The sequence below is a fragment of the Stieleria mannarensis genome (assembly GCF_014154935.1).
Lineage (GTDB): Bacteria > Planctomycetota > Planctomycetia > Pirellulales > Pirellulaceae > Stieleria > Stieleria mannarensis.
This window is the reverse complement of record NZ_JACEHH010000020.1, coordinates 97,390-114,612: the sequence shown is the minus strand read 5'-3', so window position 1 is coordinate 114,612 and position 17,223 is coordinate 97,390. Positions and strand designations below refer to the sequence as shown.

The 17,223-nt window shown below is 58.8% G+C and carries 8 protein-coding genes; 2 read left to right on the top strand and 6 right to left on the bottom strand.

Annotation, left to right across the window (positions count from 1 at the left end):
• Nucleotides 1–83: 83 nt before the first annotated feature.
• The gene (locus tag H1B37_RS15140; RefSeq protein ID WP_182867499.1) at nt 84–1,613 is read left to right on the top strand and encodes a sulfatase; all 1,530 of its coding nucleotides are present in this window, start codon (nt 84–86) and stop codon (nt 1,611–1,613) included.
• Nucleotides 1,614–1,729: 116 nt separating this feature from the next.
• Nucleotides 1,730–3,079 carry a Gfo/Idh/MocA family protein gene (locus H1B37_RS15135; protein ID WP_182867498.1) on the top strand — a complete coding sequence of 450 codons (1,350 nt, stop codon included), beginning with the start codon at nt 1,730–1,732 and terminating at the stop codon, nt 3,077–3,079.
• 7 nt (nt 3,080–3,086) lie between these two features.
• Here H1B37_RS15135 and H1B37_RS15130 read toward each other — a convergent pair whose 3' ends face one another.
• The 6 genes from H1B37_RS15130 to H1B37_RS15105 all read right to left on the bottom strand — a co-directional run bounded on the left by H1B37_RS15130 (nt 3,087) and on the right by H1B37_RS15105 (nt 16,574).
• Nucleotides 3,087–4,463: a sulfatase-like hydrolase/transferase gene (locus H1B37_RS15130; RefSeq protein WP_182867497.1), complete on the bottom strand. Its 1,377-nt coding sequence runs from the start codon at nt 4,461–4,463 to the stop codon at nt 3,087–3,089.
• A gap of 581 nt (nt 4,464–5,044) precedes the next feature.
• Entirely contained in the window at nt 5,045–6,640 is a 1,596-nt protein-coding gene (locus H1B37_RS15125; RefSeq protein WP_182867496.1) for a hypothetical protein, read from the bottom strand.
• A gap of 370 nt (nt 6,641–7,010) precedes the next feature.
• Nucleotides 7,011–8,072, bottom strand: coding sequence for a hypothetical protein (locus H1B37_RS15120; RefSeq protein ID WP_182867495.1), 1,062 nt, complete (start codon nt 8,070–8,072; stop codon nt 7,011–7,013).
• A gap of 173 nt (nt 8,073–8,245) precedes the next feature.
• Entirely contained in the window at nt 8,246–13,498 is a 5,253-nt protein-coding gene (locus H1B37_RS15115) for a DNA repair ATPase (protein WP_182867494.1), read from the bottom strand.
• A gap of 182 nt (nt 13,499–13,680) precedes the next feature.
• Nucleotides 13,681–15,828, bottom strand: a complete 2,148-nt coding sequence (locus tag H1B37_RS15110; protein ID WP_182867493.1) for a flotillin family protein — start codon at nt 15,826–15,828, stop codon at nt 13,681–13,683.
• Nucleotides 15,828–16,574, bottom strand: a complete 747-nt coding sequence (locus H1B37_RS15105) for an OB-fold-containig protein (RefSeq protein ID WP_182867492.1) — start codon at nt 16,572–16,574, stop codon at nt 15,828–15,830. The genes H1B37_RS15110 and H1B37_RS15105 overlap by 1 nt, the downstream gene beginning before the upstream one ends.
• Between the last annotated feature and the right edge of the window lie 649 nt (nt 16,575–17,223).

Below are 17,223 nucleotides of genomic sequence, written 5' to 3'. Positions count from 1 at the left end.
TCGTATTCTACAACGACTGCAGCGTGTATGTTGTGGAGACCTGCCCTTCTTTGTCCCGCCCCACCTGCCAAAACGAAGCTGCGATGAAACGTCTGTCCCCACTGTTCACCGTGATCTTGCTGCTGGGTTTGCCGCTTGGCCCCCCCGCGACCGCGACCGAATGGAACGCGACGTTGGACGCCAATCCGCCGACGGAAGCCACGCGGCCGATGAATGTGCTGTTCCTCATTTCCGATGACCTCACGTACACCGCCCTGTCGTGCTACGGAAACACGGTTTGTCAAACGCCCAATATCGACGCATTGGCCGCCAGCGGAACACGATTCACCCGGGCCTATTGCCAGGGAACCTATTGCGGGCCCTCGCGTGCCTCGTTCATGTCCGGGTTCTATCCGCACGCAACCGGCGTGCTGGGATACAAGAGTCCGCGGGCACAGATCGGCGACCGGGCGACGTGGTCCCAGCACTTCAAGAACAACGGCTATTACGCCGCGAGGGTCAGCAAGATCTTTCACATGGGCGTTCCCGGCGGCATCGAGGACCATGGTCCGGGGCGTGATTACAACGGAGCCGATGACGCGCTGTCATGGACCGAACGATTCAACAGCCCCGGACCGGAATGGCGGGCTGCGGGTGATGGCGAGACGCTGGAAGGCAATCCCGACGGCAAGAAACCCGTGGTCGGCGGCAACACCTTTGTCGTCGTGGAGGCCGACGGCGATGACGACGTTCACAGCGATGGCAAGACCGCCAAGAAAGCTTGCGAGCTGATTCGTCAGCAGCGCGACCAGCCGTTCTGGTTGGGCGTCGGTTTCGTCCGGCCGCACGTCCCCTTCGTCGCGCCGAAGTCCTACTTCCCGCCTTACAAACCCTACAGCAAACACGACTTGCCGCCCAAGATCGAAGGTGACTGGGACGACATCCCCAAAGCCGGCATCAACTATAAAACCAGCCAAAACATGAAGATGGATCTGCGGCGACAAAAGAAGGCCATCGGAGGCTACTATGCGTCGGTCGCGTACATGGATGCCCAGGTCGGCAAGGTGCTCGATGCGCTCAAGGCGTCGGGACAGGAAGACAACACGATCGTGATCTTCACCAGCGACCATGGATACCATCTGGGCGAACATGATTTCTGGGCCAAGGTGTCGTTGCGCGACGAATCGGCCGGCGTGCCACTGATCATTCGGGTTCCCGGAAAAAAACCCGCGGTGTGCCACCGTTTCGTCGAATTGCTGGACCTGTATCCGACCGTCGCGACGCTGTGCGGTTTGGACATCCCCAAACATGTGCAAGGCAAAGACATCTCGAAAATGCTGGACGATCCCAATCACCAAGTCCGCGAGTTTGCCTTCAGTGTCGCACCGATGCGGAAAGGATTTTTGATTCGCGAGGATCGATTCGCATACATCCAGTACAAAGAAGACGCGTCGGCGGGCATGGAGTTGTTTGACACGCACGCCGATCCGCAAGGCTACGACAATCTGGCCGACGACGAACGTTACCGTGACGTGCTGGAACGCATGCGATCCACCTTGACCGAGAAACTGGCCGAGGTTCGCGACAATGATCTGTCGCTGCAAATCAGCGACCGGGAATCACCTAAAGGCTAGACACCAGCGGTTGCCGGATCCCTTTCGATTTGAGCCGGTGCCAGTTGCTTGATCGCCATGAGGTGACCGGCGATAATCGGCTTGTCCCCCAGTCCCCTACACCCCAGGCACTTCTCATGGATCGCCGAAAGTTCATTGCCGCATCCACGCTCGCCGCATCTGCCGTTGCCAGTCGCCATGCCTATGCCGCCGCCGGCGACAAGAAACGCCGCGTCGGGTTGATCGGGTGTGGCTGGTACGGAAAGTGTGACCTGCTGCAGTTGATGAACATCGAACCGGTCGAAGTCGTTTCGCTGTGCGACGTCGATTCGAACCTGTTGGACGAATGTGCGGATTTGATAGCCTCCCGCCAAGTCTCCAAAAAACGGCCGCGGACCTATGGGCAATACACCGACATGCTTGCCGAACGGGATTTGGACATCGTGCTGATCGCCACGCCCGACCACTGGCATGCGTTGCCGATGATCGCGGCGGTCAATGCCGGTGCCGATGTCTATGTGCAAAAGCCGACCGGGGTCGATGTGCTGGAAAGCAAAGCGATGTTGGACGCGGCTCGCGAAACTGGACGCGTGGTCCAAGTGGGGACGCAACGCCGCAGCACGCCGCACTTGATCGAAGCGAAGCAACGTGTGGTGGACGCTGGGTTACTTGGTGATGTTGCGTACGCGGAAGTTTGTTGTTACTACCACATGCGGGCGAAAAAGAATCCGCCGGATACCGCACCGCCGGAATACCTGGATTACGAAACCTGGACCGGGCCGGCACCGATGCGGCCCTACAACGAACTGGTGCACCCTCGGTCCTGGCGAGCGTTCATGGAGTATGGCAACGGGATCGTCGGTGACATGTGCGTTCACATGCTGGACATGGTGCGCTGGCAGTTAGGCCTGGGGTGGCCGAAACGGATCAGCAGCAGCGGCGGCATCTACGTCGACCATGATTCCAAAGCAAATATTTCGGATACACAATCGGCACGGTTTGAGTTTGATGAACTGGACATTAACTGGACACACCGCAGTTGGGGCAACGCGCCCGATCCCGAATGGCCTTGGGCGGGCATCATCTACGGCGACCGGGGCACGTTGAAGTTGGATGTCCACAAGTACGAATTCACGCCCCGCGGCGGCGGCCAGAAACTGACCGGCGAAAAGCTGATCGAAACCGACAAGTACCCCACCGACGTCACCGATCAAAAGAACTGGCGGTTGGAACTGCACGTCGCGTCGGCGATCCGCGGTCACATGCGGGACTTCCTTGATGCGATCGATCGCCGTTCCAAGCCGATCGCCGACATCTTGCAGGGGCACATTTCCAGTGCATCCTGCATCATGGCGAACGTTTCAATGGACTTGGGGCGGTCCTTGGAATTCGATCCCGCCACTCACACCATCGTTGGCGACGCCGAAGCGACCGACAAGCTGAAACGCCCCTATCGAAAGCCCTACGTGCACCCGTCCGAGGATTAACCGACGATCAACGCTTGGAGTCTGGCATGGCAAACGTCGCATCATACCGCGGCATCTGCTTGACTTCCCACGAAGTTTCCGATTGCTCATTGATGAACCAACGAGGAGGCGTGTGCGTCGTGCTCCACTGTCTTGCTTCGTCAACCATGGAGCTAACGATTTCGAGGTGTTGCGAACTCAGATCATGGACTTCACCAAGATCCGTTTGCATGTCGAACAGTTGCCACGCCGCCTTCGGACCTCGCTTGAGTGCCTTCCATTGGTCCCGGCGGATCCCGACGTTGTGAAAGCCGTTCCAGTGTCGCAATGCAAAAATCGACTCGCCGGCACGCGGGCTTTCTCCGGCCGTTAGAGCGTCCCAAATGTCTTTGCCGTGCAATTCTTGTTCGGCGGGAAGTGTGGCTCCGGCAAGTCGCGCGAACGTGGGATAAAAATCGAGTGCCGAGACGGGGTGTTCAAAACGCGTTGCCGCAGCGAGCTGGTCAGGCCAGTGAAAGAACATTGGCACGCGGAATCCGCCTTCGCACACGCTGCCTTTTCCTTGTTGAAGCGGTGCGTTATTGGCCCCCGCGCCGATCTTTCCGCCGTTGTCGCTGAGAAATACGATCAGCGTGTTGTCGATCGCCCCGTTGGCTTTGAGTGCATCGACTAATCGTCCGATGCCCCGATCAACCGCATAGACCATTGCAGCGTAGGTTCTTCGTTTGTCGTCTTTGATGTGGTCGAACTTGGCGAGGTCGTCCTCTTTTGCCTCCAGCGGCGTGTGCGGGGCGTTGTAGGCGAGATACAGGAAGAACGGTTGCTGTTTCTGGTCGGCTTCGTTCACAAATCGAACCGCTTCGCGCGACAACGCATCGGTCATGTACTCGGTCTCTTCCACGACCGTCCCGTTGTGTTCCAGTGGGGTGATGTATTCGTTGAACCGCGTTTTCCCGGCGTTTTTCTGTCGCTGGTAGATCGGCCCGTAACGCTCGGGAAAATACATGTGCCCACCACCAAGGAAACCATAGAAATCGTCGAACCCACGTTCGTTTGGATGGAATCGGGAAGAGAATCCCAGGTGCCATTTGCCGATCGCGCCGGTGTAGTAGCCCGCGTCTTGAAGAACGGTGCCGATCAGCGTTTCACCCACCGGCATGCCTTCGTCGTCATACCGGTCAAACGCGGTGCCGGTCGGCGGCAGATTGAACGGCGCACCGAACACGTGGGGATACCGACCGGACAACATTCCCATCCGGCTCGGACCGCAAAACGGATGCGTCACATAGGCGGATGAAAAGATCGTTCCGTTCGTCGCCAGTTGGTCCAGCGCCGGCGTGGTGATGTCCTGGGAACCATTGAAACCGACATCGGCGTACCCAAGATCGTCACAGAGGATCAGCAAGATATTCGGACGCGGTGGCACAGTTTCGGCACCGCAGACGCTCGCCGTGCAACCTAGTAAAACGACAACCAGACCGCGCAACAAATCGACAGCGACTTTCGTGACCAACTGGCATTCCTCAGTCAAAGGGATTTCGAATTCACTCGCCCCGATTCGGTCGAAGATCCAGACATCTTCGCACGGTCACCGACCGATGACTCATGCCCGCTTCCCAGCGGAGTGCGTGCTTCCGCGCCGTCCAATTTTGGAACGGGGGCTGCATCGTGATTCCGCAATCCCGCCGGTTTACCTTGTCTTTCCCGAGTTTTCTCTGCGAATTCACGACGGTGGCTGAGACGATCTCAAACAGACTCGATCGTTCTGTGCGTTGGCGCTGCAATTCGCATTCGGCACCCGGGATGCGTTCAACAACGAGGAGTATCGGAATTCCGAACTGCTTCGCGACAAGGGATTGCAGTCTGCCGAGAGCAGCGTTTCAGCCGAGGAACCGGAGACGGCCGAGACTACGATTGAAGGACCAGGCCGCTAAAGAACTGGCAAAACGATGGGGGCAAAACGATGAGCAAATCGATTTCGCCGATTCAGATGCTACGCGACAGCGGCGGATTCCACTGAATTTTCCAGCCGGCATCGATCATCGATGCTCCGTCGCCGTTGGGGGCGGGCAGCGAATCGTCTTCCAATTCGGGGCGATTCAATTCGATAGAATCGCGGTCGTCCTTGGCGGGTTCGGCGGGCGTTGTCTGGATGCTTTTCAAGCCGGTTTTCGGCGCGGCGTCGAAGGTTTCGGCCGGCTTCAGACTCATCTGGGAATTCGACGCGGGCTGGGCGATGGTCGACGACGAGTCGCTGGATTGGGCGAACGAGGAGAACCCGTGGGTGATCGCGCTGCCGAAGGGGTCGTAGTAGGACATCGGCACTCGCATCACGGTTTGACGCGGCACGACGACGGTTTCGGTGTAGGGTTCGTAAACCGTGCGTGTGACCGGGCGCCGGACCGTCTGGACGACCTCTTCGTACTCGGTGTACTGAACGGTCTGCGGGACCTTCTTGGTTTCGTAGCGGATCTTGCTGGTTTGCACCGGCACCTTACGGACCTGCTCTTCGGTGATCCAGCGTTGCTGGGTCACGGGCACCTTTCGGGTCTTGGTGGTCGTGACGGGCCGTTGGACGACGTAGGGAACCTTGCGAACCATCGTCGTGGGCACCATCCGAGTCGACTGGACCGGGACGTTTTGGGTGACCACTTCGGTCTGCATTCGCGTCGTTTGCACGGGGACTTTTTGGGTGACGACCTCGCTTTGCATCCGTTGGACTTGGACGGGCACCTGGACCTGCTCGGTCACCGGCATGTAGGACGTCTGGGCGACTTGTTGTTGGACGTAATTGGGGCGGTAGACGTACTGCGTCTGCGCCGTAGGCGGCGTGACGACCGGTTTGGCAACGTAGCCGCCGCGGACACGGGCAAAGATCCCCAGCGGTCCCGGGGTCGCGTAGAGGCCGCGTTGGTACTGCAGGCCGTAGCCGACCGATCCCGGCGTGATCGTGGTTTGGGGGACGTAACCGCCGGCGTCCACGGTCTGGTTGACCATCGTGGTTTGTGGACGCAGCGTCGTGTATTGCTGGGTCTGCATTTGCGTTTCGACGACCGGTCGCTGGACGGTGTACTGCTGCTGGTAGTAGCTGGTTTCGGTGACCGGCCGTTGGACCGTGTATTGTTGCTGGTACATCTTCGTTTCGGTCACCGGCCGATACGTCGTGTACTGCTCTTCACGCTCGGAGGTTTCGGTAACGTACTCGGTTTCGGTGTACGTTTCGTCGCGGTAACTGGTTTCGGTGATCGGTTTCCAAACCGTGAATCGCTCTTCTTTGTACGACGTTTCGACGGTGTTGACCGGAACGGTGATTTCACGCATCTCGGTGCGGGTGCGGACGACCGGGCGGAACGATTTGACTTGTTCTTCCACCATCTCGGTCCGGTACACCGGACGCATCCGCTGAACCGTTTGCTGTTCGTAGCAGGTCGTCGGTTCCAGCCGGTACGCCTGGGGATAACAAAAATCCTGGGCGCCGGCCCGACCGCTCAGAAGACAAGCCCCACCGCTCCACAGAAAGGCAACCGAACCGGTGAGAACCAGACTGCGGGGGAATCGTTTGCAGGAGAACTGGCGAAACATCGCGAGGAAACCTTCTGTAGCAAATAAACGTGTAAACGCGATCGATCGAGCGCTGTGCGGCCCATCTACAGGGCCTCCGTGTAAGGTTACGCAGTTCATTAGCCAAATGCCAAAAAAAGAGTACAAAAACCCCTGTTTTGACTCAAGAAGGCCGCGCCAGATTCACCAAATTGCCTGACTGTTTGCCCACTTCACCAGGCGGAAACTGGGGACCCAAGGGGACAGTTTGTCGGTTGTGCCGATGGTGCGGATTGGGGCGGTCGTGGCCCTGCTTTTGGGAAGGTAGCGGAAGTCGCCAAGACTTTCGTGTTGGCGCAGCAACGTTGCCTTGGGATGCCGAAAGCCTTGGCGGCTTCCGCTACGCTTGGCACTAGCCGGTGTTGGTCATCCATTCGGATTTGGGCAACCGGGCCAACCACGCCAGCCACGCATAATTCGATGCCGAGATCATTGCTTCGCTGTGGGTCAGGCTGAGCGCGGCCAATCCATAGGCGGCGTCCTTGCGGCCGCCGTGCATGATTTTTTCCTTGCCGTTGGCAGGCCCGACCAGGTGGGCCATTTCGTGGACCATCGCGTCGGTCATGAAAGTGACGTCCTTGCCTTTCATGTTTTTGACACACACCTTGACCCGCTTGTGGTCTTCGACCTCCATGTGAAACCCACCCGGGATGGCTTCGGCGAAGATGGCATGTCCTTTGTCATTGGTGCAACTGCCGCCGGTTCGCACGAAGGGCCTGACGGCGCGTCGTGCGCGGGGGTATCGATTAAAGATTTTGATGATCTTGTTGATCGCGTGGACCTGCTGTTTTTCCGTTGACAAGCTCTTTATTTTGAAGCAGCGGTCGACCAGATCATAGCTCGGCTTTTGAGCCTTTTTGCCTTCCAGATACTGCAACGCGTTGAGCAGTTCGATGACGGCGCGGAGTGCCCAGCGTTCGGCACGATTGACCGCAGTGTTGACGCGCGTCATGACGTCCTTCTCCGAATCCGTCATCGGCACAAACGAACTCGCACCCGGCCCGGCAGATCCCCCGCCCGATCCGCCGCTGCCGCCCGATCCACCACCGGATGCGCCTGCCGCGGGTTGCAATTCGTTCAGTTTGGTGATGGTGCGATGCCCCGGATCGACGCGTGCATCGGCGCGGGTGGCCCCGAAGTGATGCTTTTGAAAGATGTAAATCGCCCGCTCGGTCTTGGGGCCGTTGAGCCCATCGACGACCAGAATCGGGTTGGGGCGTCCCTGATTTACCGGGACGCGGTTGAGCGCCTGCTGGATCGATTTGACATCGGGCCGCAGGTTCTTCCCTTGCCGCCCGACGGAACCCGAAATGTGAATTTCGGCCGGCGTCCCACCGGGTTCGTCCGAACCGCTGGTTGGAGAACAGCGTCCGAACAGCCCATAACCCATGCACTCTTGGCGGCTCGCAGACATGATTCGTCCCTTGCGTTAACGGTGGTCATGAACTCCCGTTATCGTGGCGGAACGGTGATTGTTGCTTGCTTTTTGGAAAAATCTTTCCCATCAATCGCCCGGCCGGCCGGGACGCTTGCCGGTCAGCCCGATCGTACGTTGAGAAAAGCATCGCCCCAAGCTGGACGGTCCCATCAGGCCGGTTCGTCGCCCGAGGCGGCGTCAAAGGTGGATTCGATCTCGCGGTAGTTGGCCCGCATGGCGTCGAGTTGCTGTTTCAACCGCTCCAAATCGCGGCCGTTGTCGATCGATTCGCTCAAGATCGGCCGCAGCCATTCCTGCATCAGGTGGAATTGGCCTTTGATTAAATCAGCCAACACGCGTGGGACCTTGTGTTGCACGTAGACCTTTTGATCGGGCGGCTGAGCGTTTGCTTGATGCTCGCTGATGCGTTGCAATTGTTCGCCGGTTGACTTGAGCGTCGCGGCGAGTTGATCGGCCGAAGCGGTCAAGCTGTGCCGTAGGGCATCCATGCGCGCGTCCATGCGTTCTTCGCTGCCGTCGCCGCTGGCCGCGATCGCTCGTGAGATGACCTGGCGAATGGATTCCAATCCGTCCCGCATCGAAGCCAATTGACGCATCAATTGCCCCGCCTGATCCTCGCTGTCCAGGCCCTGCATGCGGATGCTTTCGACGAACGAATACTTGATGGCGTCCCAACGTTCTTTTTCTTCCGGCGTCAGGATCCCCATCAGTTCCTTGAACTTCAACACGTTCGCTTCGTTGTCGGTCGTCAGCGTCTGGGCGTCTTGTTCATAGCTGCTGACGATCAGCGATTGCAGTTCCTTGGCGTTCATCACGCTGGCGACCTTTTCCGCCATGCGATTCATGTTCCGATAGCTGCCCTGCAACTTGAACGGCGGCTCGGTGCGATAGGCGTCGGCCTGGGCTGCGCTGCGGATGTAGGCCCGGTTGACCCGCAACACGACATCGCGAACTTGCAACAGTTTCCGCATGACTTCGTACATGTCGCGGACCTGGTCGGGCGAGAAGTTGCCTTGCAGTTCGATGCCTTCCATCGTGTCGCGTTCGGCGGCGCGGATGATCGCACGGGCATCGTCGGGTGAGGCGGAGGAAAGCGGGGCCAGCGTGGCGTTGCTGGTCAAGCAATTTTCCAGGTAGCTCATCTCGAAGGCATCGGCAGAATCCCCGATGATCTCGCCCAGGTTGTAGACGTCGGCGCGGTTGGACAACATGTCGGGAATCTGGAACCGCTCGCCGCTTTCGGTGTAGGGGTTGCCCGCCATCACGACCGACACCCTGCGGCCACGCAAGTCATAGGTTCTCGTTTTGCCGTTGCTGACGCCTTCGATCTTTCGCGTCGCGTCACACAACGAGATGAATTTTTGCAGGAACTCGGGATGGGTGTGTTGGATGTCATCCAGGTACAACATCACGTTGTCGCCCATTTCGAGCGCCAGGTTCAATCGTTCGACCTCTTCCTTGGCCGCGGCGTTGGGTGCTTCGGCGGGGTCGAGCGACGTGACCTGATGCCCGATCGCCGGGCCGTTGATTTTCATGAACACCAACCCAAGGCGATTGGCGATGTATTCCATCAAAGTCGTTTTGCCGTAACCGGGCGGAGAAATCAGCAGCAGCAACCCCATCCGGTCGGTGCGTTTGTTTTCGCCGGCGGCGCCCATTTGTTTGGCCAGGTTGTCGCCGATCAACGGCAGGTAGACCTCGTCCAGCAACCGGTTGCGGACGAAGCTGGTCAAGACGCGCGGTTTGAATTCGCTGAGCCGCATGTCGTCGCGGGCGGCGTCGACGAGCCTGGATTTGGTTTCGTTCAGTTTTCGATACCGCGGCACGATGTCCAACATGTACCGACCGACGCGACGAAGCAGTTCGTGATAGTGGACGACCATCTTGCCGCCTTGGATCCGATCGTGGTTGCCCACCAAGCCGCCCAGCGATGACGCGATTTCGACCTCGGCGATTCGAAATCCAGAAAGGTCGCCGGACAAGATGATCCAGGCCAGCTCGTCCAGGTAGTAGTGGGCCGGATCGACTTGGTTGTCGCCGTCGTGATTGGCCAAGAACGCTTTGGCCCAGTTGCGTGCCAGGACAAAGGATCGAACCGGATCGCTTTCATTGCTCTTCATCGCGGATTCGAGCAAGGTCTGACGATCGACCTCGGGCACCGAGTCCGTAAAGGCCTTGTACAGACCGGCCGTGCGAGAGCTGCACGCCAACTCCGGTTCGTCGTGCACGAGTTGGTCGAACAGGTAGTTGGCGATTCCCGCGGAGGTGACGTGGTGATCGAACAACGGCCCCCACAGCGGATGATCTTGCTGGGCCAATTCGGTCAATCGCTGACGAAACTCGACGGCCGGTTCGGCGTGCGGGTAGGCTTTGGCCAGTTTGGCAAAACCGCCGATCCAATCGATCATCGCGCCTCGTGTTTCCGAATCCAACAGCTTCTCAAACCACAGCAAGCCGGCCGCGCGAACGCTAGGCGGATGGCCCAGCAAATCAATCCGTGCGTCGATCTGCAGCAGCGTCTGGAGGATCATCGCGGCGTCGTGATCGTGCACGCCTTTGGCGTAGCCCTGGTCGAATCGCCCACCGATTTGCGATTGAATCCAGCCGGCGTCGACAGTCTCGGCGGTCAGCGTCTGGCCGTGTGAGCTTCGGTTGTTGAACAGATCCACCGCCAGGAACTCCGCGCGATAGACGTCGCGGTTTTCGCTGATCAGTTCCTGATTCCACAGGTCCTTGGCGTCGGACAGCGCCGGATCGTCCAGCGGGGCAAAAAACTGGGTGCCGGTCAGGTGCAGGCACATCGCGTCGTTGCGCAGGACCGTGGTCAGATCGAGCGGCTGGGTGTTGACGGCGAACTTCTGTTTTCCCAGACGGATGATGTCGCCGCCGTCTTCGTACAGGTCTTGGCGATCCTTCAGCTGACGGACCGAATCCTCACGGATCGTTTTCATCCGGCTTTGCAGATCACCGACCCGCACGGCGTCGTCGAGCTCCTGCAGTTGGTCGATGATGTCGCGGACCTTTTCGACCATCAAGTCACCGGCAAAGTAGGCCGCGATGTCGTCGGCCGACTCCATCGACCGCACGCGATTGTCGATGCCTTTGAGAATCCGATCGGCCGCCGAGGCCAGTGATTCGGCGCGGCGGTTGCGTTTCTCGACCAGTTGCACTTTGCGGGATTCAAACGCCGCGTACACCTCTTCGCGGCGGACGGCCAATTGCTCGATAAAGTCATCGAACTCGGCAAACTTGCCTTCCAGCTCCTCCAGCTGCACCATCACCTTGGTCAGGTATTCGTCGCATCGATCAGGGCTGTCGCAGACGTCCAAGTAGCCCGACGTGGTTTGTTCCAGTAGTTTCAACTGGGACGCAAATTCGGCGCGGCCTTCCACACCGACCAATTCGGACGTGCGGGCTTTGAGCGCGCTGCGGACGCGGTTGACCGAGGCAAACACGTCGCCGATCGCGTCGATGATCTCGGTGCGTTTGGTTGCGTCGTCGATCCGGAGGTTGCTGACCGTTTCGGTCAACAATTCCAGCTGCGATGCGGCGGCGTCAATTTCTTCCCCCAGCGACTTCGATTCGGCAACCGTCGCGACTTCGGCCACGCGATCCTTGGCCGCGGCAATGCGCGTGATGTAGGGATCCAGGGCGCCGGGGGTGAGCAGAAAGTCGACACAGCGGCGGCTTAATCGTTCGCTGCGTTCGGCCGTGGCACTCTCTAGTTCGTCGACAAGCTCCATATCGACGTAGCGGAGTTCCTTCAGCCCCAACGCGTGTCCGCGTTGGGTTCGCAGTTCGGCCAGCGAGGTCACGAAGTCGTCGATCGATTCGAAACGGCTGCGTTCGATTTTCTTGATCAGCGCCTCGATCGCCGCCGAAACCTCTTTGGTGCGCGCATCCGTTTCGCGCCGGGCCCGGACGACCTTGTCGAATTCTTCGACCGCCGCGTTGGACGCTTCGCGAATCTTTTGCAGCGGTTCGGCCAGTTTTTCCGTTTCCGGCTTGTCGATCCAGAAGTAGCTGTCCAGAACGTCGGACGATTTTTTGTTCAGGTCGACGTACAGGCCTTCGTAGCTATCGTCTTTGTCGATCAACTGCAGCAACTCACTGCACTCGGCCATCCCCCGCACGATCTCTTTGTTGCCGATTTTGAACAGCAGCGAATCGGTTTGGTTTTCGGGGACGAAATTGGGTCCGGTGAACGGCGTCTGCCAGATCTGCACCGCGTGGTGTTTCTGGGCTTCTTCCTGACCGCGGAAACAGACCATTTCGCCGCGTTCGAAGAAGGTTTGTCCGTGACAGATCAGCGGCGTGTCAACGGTTTGCTTGATCAGGTTGTAACGCAGTTGGACATAGGTCCCCGAGGTCGGCGCGTAGAACAGGTACAGGTAGTCCTCACCGTTTGACGCGGCGACGGTACGTTGATAACGCATGTCGCTCAGTCCGGTCTCGAACCGTTTGAATTCACCGGTTTGCAGGTAATAACCGCCGGGGAAGATCAGCCCCTGGTCGCCCGGCAGCATGACGCAGGCTTCGGCGATTTCGTCCAACCGGATCGCCTGCTGGATCTTGCTGTTGAAAACCAGGTATCGGAAGTCGTCTTCCTGGTAGGGCTTCATCTTCAGCAACACCAGGTTGCCCAGGACGGCGTAATAGATCTCGGCGTCGTCGAGCGTTTGGTCGGGGTTGTCGACCGGTTCGGCGTAGATGCCTTCGCCGCTGCTGGTGTTGTTTTCGACCTTGATCGTCAGGTCGCCGCCGACGGTTTCCACAAACACGATGTCTTCGATCGAGATGTGGGGGTGTTCGCCGTAGTGATGTTGGTCGCGGGTGGTGCGTGTCCAGCGGAACTCGTGCTGGGCGGGCTCTTTGACTTCATGGTCACTGCGGTTGTCGACGTACTCGATCGCGTCGGGCGCGACCCGCCATTTAAACGATTTGATGTCGCGAGTGGTTTTGCCGACCTGGAACACCATGTGCAGGATCGGGCCGGAGCGATAAAACCGCGAAAAACGCGTGTCTTTGTAGAACCGATACAGTTCACTGAAATCGTTGTGAAAACGCGAATCGCCGATCAGATCCAACGTCGCTTCGTGGAACTGGTTGTCTTCGAACCGGTAGGCCGAAAAGACATCCGAGAGTTCGATTTCGGTCTTCAAGCCGAATTGGACGTTGTAGCCGAACAGGAACTTGTCGCCGACGGAAACCAGGTCGCGGGGGACGCAGTTGTGCTCGGTGGTGACGCGTTCGGTCGAGATCAGCTTGGTCTCGATGTTGCCAAAGACTTCCGCACGCGACTCGTTCAGTTTGGCAAGCCGGGTACGCAGGTCGTCGGCGGCATCACGCAAACGATTGCGGAGAACTTCGTAGGTGCCGGCGGCGAGTTGGGAGTCGGGCATGGATTGGCTCCCGGAGGGTGGTTGGGAAATCAGGCGTCGGAATCAATCGGGCATCGCGGGCTGAGTCCCAGGCCGCTGGCGGCGGCCCTGGGAAGGCTTCGCCGGTCTCTGTTCACAGAGCGAAGGGCGAAGCGAGAGTACGGCCCCTCGCGGTCGATCGCGAGGGGCCGTGACGCTGCCGATTACGCTAAACCGCCTTTCAGTTTTTTACCATTGTCGGAACTGCCGCCCAGCAAGCGACTGGCTTTTTGGTCGGCGATGTTGGCCGATCCGGCCATCCCGAGCAGGCTGGTCAATTGGCTCCGCATGTCGTCGCTGTCGGCCATGCCCATCATCTTGGCGATCAACGCGGCGATCGACAGGTCTTTGACGCCGTCGGTGTCCAAATTGAATTGACCGATCATCTTCGACAGTTGGTCGCGGAAGTACTCCGCATTACCGTCAAAGAACGTGTCTTTGATGTCCGTCGCGACGCGGCTGTTGTAGACGAATCGGTCGATCGCTTTTCCGCCCTTGACGGCCGAAGTGATCTGGTCGAAGAACTCGCCGTCGCCGCCGACGATGTCGATGCGGGCCGCTTTGAGTGCTTCGCCGACCACACCGGCTTGGCTTTCGGCGATGCCACGCTGGGCGTCGATCGCCGCGATCTCGACTTCTTTTTCCTTGTTCAGCTTCAGCTTGAACTCTTCGTGTTCCTTTCCGACGCTGTCGAAGATCTTCATCGCTTCGGCCTTTTCGGTGATGCCGGTCGCCTCGCTGCGATACTTTTCCAGTTCGACGCTGGCTTCGGCCATGCCTTGCTTTTCGACCGCGGCGGCTTTGGCTTCGATGCCCTTGGCTTCGGCAACCGCTTTCTTTTCCAGGACGGTCGCTTGGGCCGACCCTTCTTTTTCCAAACTGACGGCTTTGGCTTCTTGCACGCGGGCTTCGGCCAGTCCGGCCGCCGCAGCCTTGGCGGCATCGGCTTCGGCCAACATCTTGGCCGCGGCGGTTTCTTTCTCCGCCGCATCCCGTTTGGCTTCGGCCTCGATGCGGATCTTTTCGGCCAACAGTTCGCTGGCTTCCTTTTCCGCTTGGGCCAGCTTGGTTTGACGAATCAGCTCCTCTTCGGCCTTCATTTCCGCCGCGGTGACTTGCACCTTTTTGGCCCGTTCGGCCTTGGCGATTTCTTCGGTGTCCTTGATTCGCTCTTGCTCTTCGACGACCGCCCGTTCGACCGCGACACGTTCGCGAATCACCTCTTGGATGTTTCGCTTTTCGGTTTCGATCGCCTTTTCCTTTTCGACTTCGGCGACACCGACCACTCGCAAGCGTTCGGTGGCTTCCAAGTCACGGTCTCGGTTGACGCGTTCGAGTTCGACGGCGTCGGTTTTTTCCTTGTTCCGTTGGGCGACCAGGATTTGGCGGTCCTTGTTCTCCGATGCGATGCCGAGTTCTTCTTCGGTCGCGATCCGTGCCCGTTCGGATTCCAGCCGTTGTTCTTCTTCGACCTTTCGTGCCGAGGCTTGTTCGCGGGCGGTGATTTCGGCGATTTCGCGTTTCTGTTTTTCGACCGCTTCGACGCGTTGACGTTCCAGGGCCAGGATGGTTTCCTCGGCTTCGACGTCTTGCTTTTTGAGCGTTTTTTCCTTGTCGCGGGTGAACTGGTTTTCCTTGACCTTTTCGGCACTGGTCAGTTCGGTGATCTTCTTGATGCCCTCGGCGTCCAGGATATTGTTTGGCGAGAGCAGTTCCAGCGGCGTTTGTTCCAGATAGTCGATCGCCGCATCGTCCAATCGGTAACCGTTCAAATCGGTGCCGATGACCTTCAGGATTTCATCCTTGAACTTGTCGCGTTCGTCGTACAGTTCAACAAAATCAAATTGCTTGCCGACGGTTTTCAATGCTTCGGAGAACTTGGCGTCGAACAGTTCACGCAGGGTATCGAGTTCCGAACAGCGGCGGGCACCGATCGACGCGGCGACTTCCTTCATCTCTTCTTCGCTGCTGTCGACGCGGATGAAGAAGGCGACTTTGATGTCCGCTCGAATGTTGTCTTTACAGATCAACCCTTCGCTGCCTTGACGGCTGATTTCAAAACTTTTCAGCGACAAATCCATCAATTCGTAGCGATGGATCACCGGGACGATCAGCATGCCGTTGCCGGTGACGACATCCATCTTGCCCATCCCGGTTTTGACGATCGCCTGGTCCGGGCCGACCACCATGTAACATTTCTTGATCGTCGCGACGATGCCCAGAAGCACCACAAAGAGAATCCCGACGCCGATCAGGACACTCGTCAGCAGGCCTTCGGCCAGCAGCGGGGTCGCAAGAGTACTCCAAGTCATCACGATTCAGTCTCCGGTTCAAGTTCAGTAACGGTGTAGATCCGTTTGGTTGGGTCAAACTCTGTAATCCGCACTTCCGTCCCTTTCGGAATCACTGCCCCCGTGGTGCGGACATTTAACAAAAGCGGAGCGGCATTCGTCCGAAACTTAGCTTGCCCAAAGCGGGGGGATGCTTCGATCGACGAAATTTCGCATGTTGCCCCCAGCAGCCGGTCTTTGTCGTAACCGGGCTCGGGCGAAAATTTTCCGACCACCGGCTGGGTGACAAACTTGGTCACCACCACGGCGATGACAAAGTTGCGCACCGTGAGCAGGATCGAAGGCAGCCAGAACGGTTGGTAACGTGAGGCGTCAAACGCGTGCCACAGGCCGTAAGAGGTCATCCAGAACAGGACGGTGAATGCCCCGAACCAGATCACCAACGGCACACGCCCGAAGTTGGACCAGCGGACCGTCGTGGCCGCAAACCCGCCCAAAAAGTCCAATCCGACCGGGTGACCGACTTCGGCATCGCCACCGGCGACATCAAAATCCACCGCGTCCAGGTCCGGCGTGCCCAGGTCCACGTCCATGTCCAGGTCGGCGTCCAGATCGATGTCGGGCGCCCCCAAATCCAGTTCAATCAACCCGATCAAGGCCACCAGGGTGTACATCACCATCAGACAAACCAGAATCGACGCCGGCCAAACGGGACCGACGAACATTCGATTGGCGAGATCTGTCAGCACTTCTTCCACAGCGGTCATGCCCGGGCAAGAGTCATGCGAGTTCCTAAACCGACTCGTTAGCGTAGGGCATTTTCAGGCCGTCGGCGGGGCGCTAGGTTCCCCAGAAAGGCGAAAACTTCGAAGTCGCCGGGGCGCCGGGCCTCGCGCTGGGCCTCGCGCTGGGGCTCGCGCTGGGCCTCGCGCCTGCGAACGGGACGCTCCAGAGGCCCCGCGTCGGAGTGGCCGCGGAGCGGGCCTCTTTGGTGCTTGTTCTCTGAAGTGCGACGCGGACTTCTGCGACCGTCCACTTGCGAAAAAGCGTTGCAGCGTTGCGATCGGGCCTGTGAATCCACTCCGGCTTTGCTGGCCTTCGCGTCGCTTCAGCAGCCCAAATGCAGATTCGAGTGCTTCCGCTGAGAGCCAACTCCGCTCAGCTGGCTCAAGCATCGATGCAGAGCGCTGCACATGCTCAACGAGTTTGCGACTCAGCTGGTCGCTCAACTCACCACGCTCCTCCCGGCACGGATCGAGCTGGGTTTGCAGGATCTCGCCGCTGTGTTGACTCAGTGCCTGGGGACTCCCCCATGCCCGTGAGCGTCCCCTGGGAGAGAGCGCGTTTCCGCCGCAAGCAAGCGCCAGAGAGGGTCCGTGGCTTGCAAGAACCGCTTCGGCCACCTGAAAACAAAAG

Excerpts from the sequence above, each read along its gene's own strand:
- H1B37_RS15125 (WP_182867496.1), bottom strand. The coding sequence starts at position 6,640 with ATGTTTCGCCAGTTCTCCTGCAAACGATTCCCCCGCAGTCTGGTTCTC.
- H1B37_RS15115 (WP_182867494.1), bottom strand. The coding sequence starts at position 13,498 with ATGCCCGACTCCCAACTCGCCGCCGGCACCTACGAAGTTCTCCGCAAT.
- H1B37_RS15135 (WP_182867498.1), top strand. The coding sequence starts at position 1,730 with ATGGATCGCCGAAAGTTCATTGCCGCATCCACGCTCGCCGCATCTGCC.
- H1B37_RS15110 (WP_182867493.1), bottom strand. The coding sequence starts at position 15,828 with ATGACTTGGAGTACTCTTGCGACCCCGCTGCTGGCCGAAGGCCTGCTG.
- H1B37_RS15140 (WP_182867499.1), top strand. The coding sequence starts at position 84 with ATGAAACGTCTGTCCCCACTGTTCACCGTGATCTTGCTGCTGGGTTTG.
- H1B37_RS15105 (WP_182867492.1), bottom strand. The coding sequence starts at position 16,574 with ATGACCGCTGTGGAAGAAGTGCTGACAGATCTCGCCAATCGAATGTTC.
- H1B37_RS15120 (WP_182867495.1), bottom strand. The coding sequence starts at position 8,072 with ATGTCTGCGAGCCGCCAAGAGTGCATGGGTTATGGGCTGTTCGGACGC.